The sequence below is a fragment of the Mycobacterium sp. shizuoka-1 genome (genome assembly GCF_002723835.1).
Classification (GTDB): domain Bacteria; phylum Actinomycetota; class Actinomycetes; order Mycobacteriales; family Mycobacteriaceae; genus Mycobacterium.
This window is the reverse complement of record NZ_BEWG01000009.1, coordinates 46,402-55,042: the sequence shown is the minus strand read 5'-3', so window position 1 is coordinate 55,042 and position 8,641 is coordinate 46,402. Positions and strand designations below refer to the sequence as shown.

Below are 8,641 nucleotides of genomic sequence, written 5' to 3'. Positions count from 1 at the left end.
GATCTACACCCAGAACGGTCGCGGTGAGCTGGCCGCCGAGGAGCACGCCGAAGCCCGGATCATCGACGAATACCTACCCACCCCGTTGACGGAGGCCGAAGTCGCCGACGTGGCGGACACCGCGATCGCGCAGGTGGCCGAGGAACTCGGCGAGCGCCCCTCGATGAAGAACATGGGTCTGGTGATGAAGGCCGCCACCGCGATCGCCGCGGGCAAGGCCGACGGGTCGCGGCTGTCCGCCGCGGTCAAAGCGCGACTCTGACACGAGCCGGCAGTGCGCGACTGAGAACTGTCGCGCAACTCGTTTTGCCGGCTCGTCCGCGGGTACCCGTCGCCCATGACACGCTTCGGGTACACCCTGATGACCGAGCAAAGCAGCCCCAAAGACCTTGTGCGTTACGCCGTTTCGGCGGAGAACGCGGGCTTCGACTTCGAGGTGTGCAGCGACCACTTCAGCCCATGGCTGACCACCCAGGGGCACGCGCCCAACGCCTGGACCCTGCTGGGCGCGGTGGCCCACGCCACTGAGCGGGCCGCGCTGTACACCTACGTGACCTGTCCGACGATGCGCTACCACCCCGCCGTGGTGGCCCAACAGGCCGCCACGCTGCAGATCCTGGCCGACGGCAGATTCACTCTCGGCCTGGGCGCGGGCGAGAACCTCAACGAGCACGTCGTCGGTAAGGGCTGGCCCACCGTCCAACGTCGCCAGGACATGCTCAGTGAGGCGATTGTGATCATCCGACAACTGCTCAGTGGTGAACTCGTCGACCACAAGGGTGAGTACTTCCAGGTCGATTCCGCCCGGATCTGGGATCTCCCCGGTGAGCCGGTCACGATCGGCGTCGCCATGTCGGGGGAGCGTTCACTGGACGCCTTCGCCACCGCGGCCGATCACCTGATCGCCGTCGAACCGGATGCGACATTGGTGAACGGCTGGCACGCCGCCCGTCAGGCGACCGGGCTGGCCGGCGGCGGCCGGGTGATCGGCCAGATCCCGGTGTGCTGGGATCCCGACCGCGACGCCGCGATCAAACGGGCGCATTCCGAATTCCGTTGGTTCGGCGGCGGGTGGGACGTCAACGCCGACCTGCCCACCCCGGCCGGCTTCGCCGGCGCGACCCAATTCGTCAGCCCGGAAGCGGTTGCCGACGGCATCCCGTGCGGACCCGATCTGGACGCCATCGTCGATGCGGTGAGCGCCTACTGGGAGGCCGGTTTCACCGATATCGCGCTCGTCCAGATCGGCGACGAGGGTCAGGACGAGTTCTTGGCCACGGCGGCCGAACCGCTGCTGGCGAAACTTCGCGAAGCCGCCAACTGAACCGTAATCCCTTGCCATGCGCTGAGTTTGGCGGTGACCTTCCGGGGTAACCGACTCGAACCCAACAAGGAGAAGGGGGACGAATGTTCATCCACAACAAGGACCTTCAGTTCGAGGTGCGGGTCAACGCGCCCGACCCGCGCTTCGCAGGTCTGCTCCAGGAGCAATTCGGCGGCGCCAACGGCGAATTGAAAGCCGCCATGCAGTACTTCACCCAGGCGTTCGTCTTGCGTGGCAAGAATCCGAAGATGTACGACCTGTTCATGGACATCGCGACCGAGGAACTCAGCCACCTCGAGATGGTCGGCTCGATGATCACCATGCTGCTCGACGGACTCAACGACGATCTGAAAATCGCCAACGAGCGGTGCGATTGGATGCCGGCGGTCGCCAGCGCCGACGGCCGCGACTCGGTGATCCATCAGGTGGCGGTCAATCCGCTGTATTTCGCTTTGACCGGTGGCGGGCCCGATGTCAGCAACGCGCAGGGCGTTCCGTTCAGCGGTGCCTACGTCAATGCCAACGGCGACCCGTCGGTGGACCTGCGCAGCAATCTGGCGGCCGAGTCCAGGGCCAAGATCGTCTACGAGTACCTCAAGCAGTACACCGACGACCCGGGGGTGCAGGACACCCTGACGTTCCTGATGACCCGAGAAGTTGCGCACTACCAACAGTTCACTGCCGCGATCAACGAATTGCCGGTGAATTTTCCGCCCGGGCACCTCGCCGGTGACGAGCGCTTCCAGAACGTGGCGTTCAATATGTCCAACGGGGACGGCGATGTACGCGGCCCGTGGAACCAGGGCCAGGGGCCGTGGCCCGAGGGGATGGAATGGGAGTACGTCGCCGACCCGAGCAAGCAGTGGCTCGGCACGGACGCCAGGAAGAACCAGGGCCAGCAGCGCAGCCCGGGCGGAACGCCGAACGTCGACAGCGACAAGCCGTTCACCCACGAGCAGCGGGTTGCCACAAGCTGATTGGACCAGCCCAACACACAGCCGGCCCCGCTACGGGGGCCGGCTGTGGCGTTTCGGAACGGTTCAGTGGCTCTGCGGATCCGGGGGATTGTCGGCGGCGCGTCCCGAGACAGCGTCGCGGACATGATCGACGACGGCCGCGGCGGCCCCCATGGTGCCCTGGATCATCGCGTTCGGCGGGGTGTCGGGGTGTGGGCGGGTTGGCGCGATCTTCTTCGCAGTCGCGAGCTTGTCGCCGAGCTGATCCAGCTCGGCCTGCTCGACCGCGGCGCCCAGCAGCGGCCACACCTGATCCTGCTCGAACGCAATGTGTTCACGGCCGGCCTTGATGAACTCGGCCAGCGCCTCGTGGTAGTCGGCCTCGCCCGGGCTGCCGTCCTCGAGGCGCTGCAACAGCTTCTTGCCCGCCTGTTCCTGGTCGACCGCCTGATCGGCCAGAGCGTCGCCATCGTCGAGCACCTTGCGCACCAGAGGCCAGAACAGTTGTTCCTCGATGGCCTCGTGTTGTGACTCCGCGATCACCAGGTTGGTCACCATCGTGTCCAGACCGCTGTGTGCCGATCCGGTGCCCTTCGGGGCGTCTTCGAGAACCTCGAACATGCCGAGCACACTCTCGTGGTCGGCACGCAGAAAACTCAACGCATCCATCGGTATTCCCCTTGTCCATTGCGTGGTCGTGGCGTGATACCCCCCACCGTCGGGTTGAAACGGGCGGCTGAGGGAAACCCCACGGCCATGACCGAACGGACCTCGGACGAGGAAGACCACGCCGACTACACCGACGACCACCGCGAGGAGCGCAGAATCGACCGGCCCGGCCCGGCTGACGCCGGTGGCAAGGGCGGGATGGCCACCCGTGAGGTAGCTCCCGACGTGGCCGAGCCCGACCACGAGCCACCGGATTAAGACTCCGCGTCGCGCCCCTTACGGCTGTTGCGGTACGCCAGTCCCCGGACGTTTCGCAGCCAGTCGGGCCAGACCTGCACACCCGGTGCGCTGTGGCGCACCGGGTCGAAGGACACATCGTGGTCGTCTGCGGTGTCTGGAGATATGGTCCCGGTCAGGCGCAGCGTCGCCATCGGCTCGAAAGCGGCCCTGCCGCAGGCCTGCTCGATGTCGAACTCCAGACCGCTGTCCGCGATCCGCCGGCGTACCGCGGCCAGGGACAACCCTGGACCGTCGACCGGGGTGATCAAATGGGCCCTGATCCACCACAGCTCGTCGTGGTATCGCAGGGGCAGCAGGCTGGAGTACGGCGCCTGCGACCAGGAGGTGACCGCGCGCAGCGCGACCCGATTGGGAACGGTTGCATTCGAACCGAAGCCCGCCGACACCAGCAGGACGTCCCAGGGGGTTGCGGCGAAGGCTCCGGGTGGAATTCGCCATGCCAGGCCGGCCGCGTCAGGTAACGACCCGGGGGTGCCGGCGGCTTTTGAGATTCGGCCCACGACGTCAGCGGACTCCACCGGTAGGCCCTCACCCGGCGGCGCCAGGCGCTCGATGGACCCGGTGGCCAGTACTCCGACGGGATGAAACAGCCGGCGCTGCCGCAGCGCTGCTCCGGCAGCGATGGGCAAGGCCGCGAGATCAGAAGTCTTCATCTGGGTCAGCTTCCCGGTCCGCCGGCCTGGCAAACCAGTCCTCGGGTTTAACGCCGCGGTAAACGGGCATGTAACTCGGTGCGCCTGTGACATCAAGAGCGCTACCGATTGTCGAAAGGCCAATGTTGACCATCCTGTACCCAGATGTCCGGGAATCGCTTCATGTCACCACCGGCGTGTATGCACCGCAACATGATTCACAACTGCTGATCGAGGCGATCACGCGTAGCGGTGCGGTACCCGGACGCCGGGTCGTAGATCTGTGCACCGGCAGCGGCGCCGTGGCGATTGCCGCCGCACAGCTCGGCGCCCGCTCGGTTGCCGCGTTCGACATCTCTGCGCAGGCGATCGGGTGTGTCCGGTACAACGCCGCCGACGCCGGAGTCCTGCTCGATCCACGCGTGGGTAGTTGGGCCGATGCGATCGCTGCGGGGCCGTTCGACGTGGTGGTGTCCAATCCGCCCTACGTTCCGACGAGTCCGGATGCGCACCTCGAGGACATCCCGGCCGAAGTGGGCCCGCCCACCGCGTGGAACGCCGGAGTGGATGGCCGTCAGGTGCTGAACCCGTTGTGCGACTCGGCATCCCAGCTGCTCGCCGACGGGGGCTCACTGTTCGTCGTGCATTCGGAGTTCTCCGACACCGAGCAGTCCCTTCGCCGGCTACGCCGGGTCGGCCTGCGTGCCGAAGTCGTTCTCAGTCAGATCATTCCGTTCGGGCCGGTGCTCACCGCCCGGGCGGCCTGGATGGAGAGCATCGGTATGCTGCCCATCGGACGGCGGCAAGAGGAGATCGTGGTGATTCGCGCGGAGAAGCGGTGAGCGACGACGAGGCCCGCCTGGTCAGGATCGTCGCGGGCGGACCGGTAATGGTGCAGGGACCGGTTCGCGTCGAGACACCCGACGGGTCAGTTGTGGAGTGCGACCGGTTCATGGTCGCCATCTGCATGTGCCGCCGGAGCAAGACCTATCCGTTGTGCGACACCAGCCATCGTCGTCGCCGGCGGTCGGGCGACGACTCAGCCCAGCGGCCTGCGTAGCGAGCTGCGCCCGCTCGTCCAGCACCGCATCAGGTGATCGGCCAGCCGGTCTTCCACGAGTTCGTGTGCGCGGATGCCGAAGATGACGTCACGGTTCAATGCCGGTTCCCGGCCGACCAGGTCGCCGACCACGTCGGCGCGTACGACTTGCTCGTGTACGGCGTCGGCCTCCACATGCTCGCGGTAGAACCGCACGCACACCTCGTCGGCGCCGAGGCGCTCCAGGGCATCGACCAGCCGCCGCGACCCGGGCGACGAGGTGATCTCTGTCGAGGCGAAGTGACCGATGGCTGCGCCGCGATACTCGCGGTGCAGGCCGAACAGCGACATCAGGTTGACCACCGCAAGGGATTCGGCAGGCACCGCGTCGATGTAACCCAGGTAGCTCGCATCCAGCCCGGCGGCCACCATGAGGTCGGCGAACAGCTGCTGGTGCACGTGATCGACTCTGCCACCGCCGAATTCGTCGAACTCCACCGCGACGAACGCGGCCTTGGCCAGTCCGGTCAGCCGGGGGATGGCCCACGCGTGCGGGTCACCCTCTTTGAGGTGATAGAGCGAGCGGTGCACGAAGTACTCCTGCATCTGCTCCCAGGTCCCGGTGCTGCGCAAGAAGTAGGACGGTCCGGTGCCGTCGGCCGGCTCGACCGTCAACCGGTCCATCTCGGCCGCCGCGTCGTCGTCCGGGCCGATCGGCCCGACATCGCGCTGGACGGCCGCGAGGAACGATTCTTCGAGCTGAGCCCGCAGGTGCAACAGGCCGGGGTTCCATTCCCAACCCGGATCGACACCGGCAAATCCGCGGTAGTGCAGCTCGTAGCAGACGTACAGCGCGAGCTGCAGGTCGATGCCATACGGATCGGACTCGCGAACCGGGGCCTCCACCCGCTGCAAGTAGTTCCGCGGCGCACGCTCGGTCAAGATTTCGAGGACAGCCATGGACAGCGGTCCTCGGGCATCGGGAAGGCGGGGTTCCACAGAAATGGGAGCGAGCGTCACCCAAGGCTTCTTCCCGAACCGGGGTTGAGCTAAACCCCGTGCGTCACTTTAGTTGCGGCCGCAAGCGGCGATGAGCGCTTCGGGATCGGTGACACTGACCAGCAAAGTGCGCAAGGTCGTCGGGACGCCGACGACCTTGGCCTGTACCGGCGGGTCGATGGCCAACTCGACGACGCCCTTCGACGAACCGTTGACCAGCCATCGGCCGCGCCAGCCGTGGACGCCCCAGCCCAGAAACGGGCCGCGGGCCGGTGTGGCCGCGGTGATGGCCGCCAAGGGAATGTCGGCCGAGAATCCCCAGCCCATCGTGACTCGCACCCTCCCGTCCGAAACGGTCACGTCGCTTCGGTCGGGACCCAGACCCAACGGTGTGGCCAGCGGCCGGTACCAGTTGTCGAAACGAATGCCCGTCATGGTGGCGACGGTAATCCTCGGTTTTCCCCTCGGGAGCGATACGCGTCGAGTTGTACGGTGAGCCTGTCTCGACACCGAAGGGTTCTCGCCAATGGACGCAGATGTCATCGTCGTCGGGGCCGGCCTGGCCGGTCTCGTCGCGACCCACGAGCTGACCAGCCGGGGCAAGAAGGTGCTGCTGATCGACCAGGAGAACTCGGCGAACCTCGGCGGACAGGCATTCTGGTCGTTCGGCGGGCTGTTCCTGGTGGACAGTCCCGAACAGCGGCGCCTCGGTGTCAAGGACAGCTATGAGCTGGCCTGGAACGACTGGTCGGGAAGCGCCCAGTTCGACCGCCTCGACGACGAGGACAGCTGGGCGGTGCGGTGGGCTCGCGCCTACGTGGAGTTCGCCGCGGGAGAGAAGCGGTCCTGGCTGCTCAGTCACGGCATCACGTTCCTGCCCACCGTGGGTTGGGCCGAACGCGGTGACCTGCGCGCCAACGGACACGGCAATTCGGTGCCGCGCTTCCATGTGGCCTGGGGCACCGGCACCGGGGTGGTGGCACCGTTCGTCAACTCGGCGCTGGCCGCGGCCGACCGCGGGCTGGTGACGCTTCGGCACCGGCACCGCGCGGACGAACTGGTGATCACCGACGGTGTGGCCACCGGGGTGCGGGGGAGCGTGCTGGCGCCCGACGATGCGCCGCGCGGCGCTCCGTCAAACCGGGAATCTTTGGGCGACTTCGAATTCCGTGCGCAGGCGGTGATCATCACCACCGGCGGTATCGGCGGGAACCACGACATCGTGCGGCGCTATTGGCCGGCTCGCATGGGAACCGCGCCGCGGTCGATGATCACCGGTGTCCCGGCCTACGTCGACGGCAGGATGCTCGACATCGCTGCCGGCTCCGGGGTGCGCCTGGTGAACCGGGACCGGATGTGGCACTACACGGAGGGTGTGCAGAACTGGGACCCGATCTGGCCGGCCCATGCGATCCGGATCCTGCCGGGGCCGTCGTCGATGTGGTTCGACGCCCTCGGTCGGCGACTACCGCAGCCCTACCTGCCCGGCTACGACACCCTGGGCACCTTGCGATACCTGCGCACCACCCCCGAGATCGCCGACTACGACCACAGCTGGTTCGTCCTGACCCAGAAGATCATCGAGCGGGAGTTCGCCCTGTCGGGCTCCGAACAGAACCCCGACATCACCAGCAAGGACCGCCGGGGTTTCCTCAAGGAACGGCTGTTGAGCAAGGGCGCGCCCGCACCGGTCGAGGCATTCAAACAGCACGGCGCGGACTTCGTGGTCGCCGACACCCTCGACGAGCTGGTGGCGAAGATGAACGCGCTGACCGACAAGCCGCTGCTGGACCCCGCCGCGCTACGGGCACAGATCGAGGCCCGCGATCTGCAGATGGCCAACCCGTACGCCAAAGATGCTCAGGTGCAAGGAATTCGCAATTCGCGGCGCTACATCGGTGATCGCATCGGCCGGACCGCGGCGCCGCATCGGATCCTCGACCCGGCGGCCGGCCCGTTGATCGGGGTCAAGCTGCACATCCTGACCCGCAAGACGCTGGGCGGGATCCAGACCGATCTGTCGTCGCGAGCGCTCGGGCTCGACGGCAACCCGATCGAGGGTCTGTATGCCGCCGGCGAGGTCGCCGGCTTCGGCGGGGGCGGCGTGCACGGATACAACGCACTGGAGGGCACGTTCCTCGGGGGTTGCCTGTTCTCCGGGCGGGCCGCGGGCAGGGCGGCCGCGGCCGCGGTGTGAGGGCGCGGCGCGGGGCCTGAACTGACCCTTTGCCGTTGCTGGCGGCGATTGACGTAGGCGCAAACAGGGAGGGATGTCGATTCGCGCCGACGCCCGATAGTATGGCTCCATCAGGAAGGGGGCCGAAATGAGCCTTCGACACACATCGCTTCGAGCGGTGGCAGCGGCATCCTTGTCGCTGGGTGCGTTGTTTGCGGCGTCCGGCGCGGCGTCGGCCGCTCCCAGTGATCCGGCCAACCCGGACGAGTTCGGGGCGTTCCTCGACAGCTTGACCAACACCTACAACAACACCATCGGCCGCTCGGTCGACCAGGCGCGGGACTCGGCCACCGAGCAGACGCAGGCCAATATCGCGACGGCCGTGGCGGTGCCCATCGCCAACGGTGCCGTCGGCGGCACGACCGCGGTGGCCGGTAGCGCGGCATCGGCGTTGGTTTTCGCGGCGTTCCAGAACGGCTTCAATCCGTTCGCGGGGCTGACGGCCGCGGGGGTTCCGGCGGCTGCCGCTCTGCCGGCGGCCCCGGC

The 8,641-nt window shown here is 67.2% G+C and carries 11 protein-coding genes and 1 pseudogene; 8 read left to right on the top strand and 4 right to left on the bottom strand.

What is annotated here, in order from left to right; translation table 11 throughout:
• The 3 genes from MSZK_RS02515 to MSZK_RS02505 form a co-directional block, all read left to right on the top strand.
• The coding region (locus MSZK_RS02515; RefSeq protein ID WP_158230535.1) for a GatB/YqeY domain-containing protein at positions 1-262 on the top strand (262 nt) is incomplete at its 5' end.
• A 75-nt stretch (positions 263-337) separates the two neighbouring features.
• Positions 338-1,324 carry an LLM class F420-dependent oxidoreductase gene (locus MSZK_RS02510; protein ID WP_099244479.1) on the top strand — a complete coding sequence of 329 codons (987 nt, stop codon included), beginning with the start codon at positions 338-340 and terminating at the stop codon, positions 1,322-1,324.
• Between the two features lie 83 nt (positions 1,325-1,407).
• Complete coding sequence (locus MSZK_RS02505) at positions 1,408-2,301, top strand: manganese catalase family protein (protein ID WP_099244477.1); 894 nt, start codon at positions 1,408-1,410, stop codon at positions 2,299-2,301.
• 63 nt (positions 2,302-2,364) lie between these two features.
• On the opposite strand, the gene MSZK_RS02500 is transcribed toward MSZK_RS02505, so the two are convergent.
• Positions 2,365-2,949, bottom strand: coding sequence for a hemerythrin domain-containing protein (locus MSZK_RS02500; protein WP_099244475.1), 585 nt, complete (start codon positions 2,947-2,949; stop codon positions 2,365-2,367).
• Between the two features lie 87 nt (positions 2,950-3,036).
• On the opposite strand from MSZK_RS02500, the gene MSZK_RS32250 reads away from it, so the two are divergent.
• Positions 3,037-3,207 carry a hypothetical protein gene (locus tag MSZK_RS32250; RefSeq protein WP_158230534.1) on the top strand — a complete coding sequence of 57 codons (171 nt, stop codon included), beginning with the start codon at positions 3,037-3,039 and terminating at the stop codon, positions 3,205-3,207.
• Here the strand turns inward: MSZK_RS32250 and MSZK_RS02495 are convergent.
• Positions 3,204-3,902, bottom strand: a complete 699-nt coding sequence (locus MSZK_RS02495) for a phosphodiesterase (RefSeq protein WP_099244473.1) — start codon at positions 3,900-3,902, stop codon at positions 3,204-3,206. The two genes, MSZK_RS32250 and MSZK_RS02495, sit on opposite strands and share 4 nt — an antisense overlap.
• Before the next feature lie 125 nt (positions 3,903-4,027).
• On the opposite strand from MSZK_RS02495, the gene MSZK_RS02490 reads away from it, so the two are divergent.
• The gene (locus MSZK_RS02490; protein ID WP_371411276.1) at positions 4,028-4,723 is read left to right on the top strand and encodes a HemK2/MTQ2 family protein methyltransferase; all 696 of its coding nucleotides are present in this window, start codon (positions 4,028-4,030) and stop codon (positions 4,721-4,723) included.
• On the top strand, positions 4,720-4,941 hold the full coding sequence (locus tag MSZK_RS02485) for a CDGSH iron-sulfur domain-containing protein (protein ID WP_199203160.1): 222 nt from the start codon (positions 4,720-4,722) through the stop codon (positions 4,939-4,941). Before MSZK_RS02490 ends, MSZK_RS02485 begins: the two co-directional genes overlap by 4 nt.
• Here the strand turns inward: MSZK_RS02485 and MSZK_RS02480 are convergent.
• The gene (locus MSZK_RS02480; RefSeq protein ID WP_099244468.1) at positions 4,921-5,940 is read right to left on the bottom strand and encodes an iron-containing redox enzyme family protein; all 1,020 of its coding nucleotides are present in this window, start codon (positions 5,938-5,940) and stop codon (positions 4,921-4,923) included. The genes MSZK_RS02485 and MSZK_RS02480 overlap by 21 nt on opposite strands.
• A gap of 48 nt (positions 5,941-5,988) precedes the next feature.
• Positions 5,989-6,354 (bottom strand): hypothetical protein, encoded by a 366-nt coding sequence (locus MSZK_RS02475; protein ID WP_099244466.1) that lies wholly within the window; start codon positions 6,352-6,354, stop codon positions 5,989-5,991.
• 91 nt (positions 6,355-6,445) lie between these two features.
• Between MSZK_RS02475 and MSZK_RS02470 the strand changes: the two genes are divergently transcribed.
• Both MSZK_RS02470 and MSZK_RS32245 read left to right on the top strand, forming a co-directional pair.
• The gene (locus tag MSZK_RS02470; protein WP_099244464.1) at positions 6,446-8,116 is read left to right on the top strand and encodes an FAD-binding dehydrogenase; all 1,671 of its coding nucleotides are present in this window, start codon (positions 6,446-6,448) and stop codon (positions 8,114-8,116) included.
• Between the two features lie 127 nt (positions 8,117-8,243).
• Positions 8,244-8,641, top strand: a pseudogene (locus MSZK_RS32245) (hypothetical protein); the annotation flags it as partial.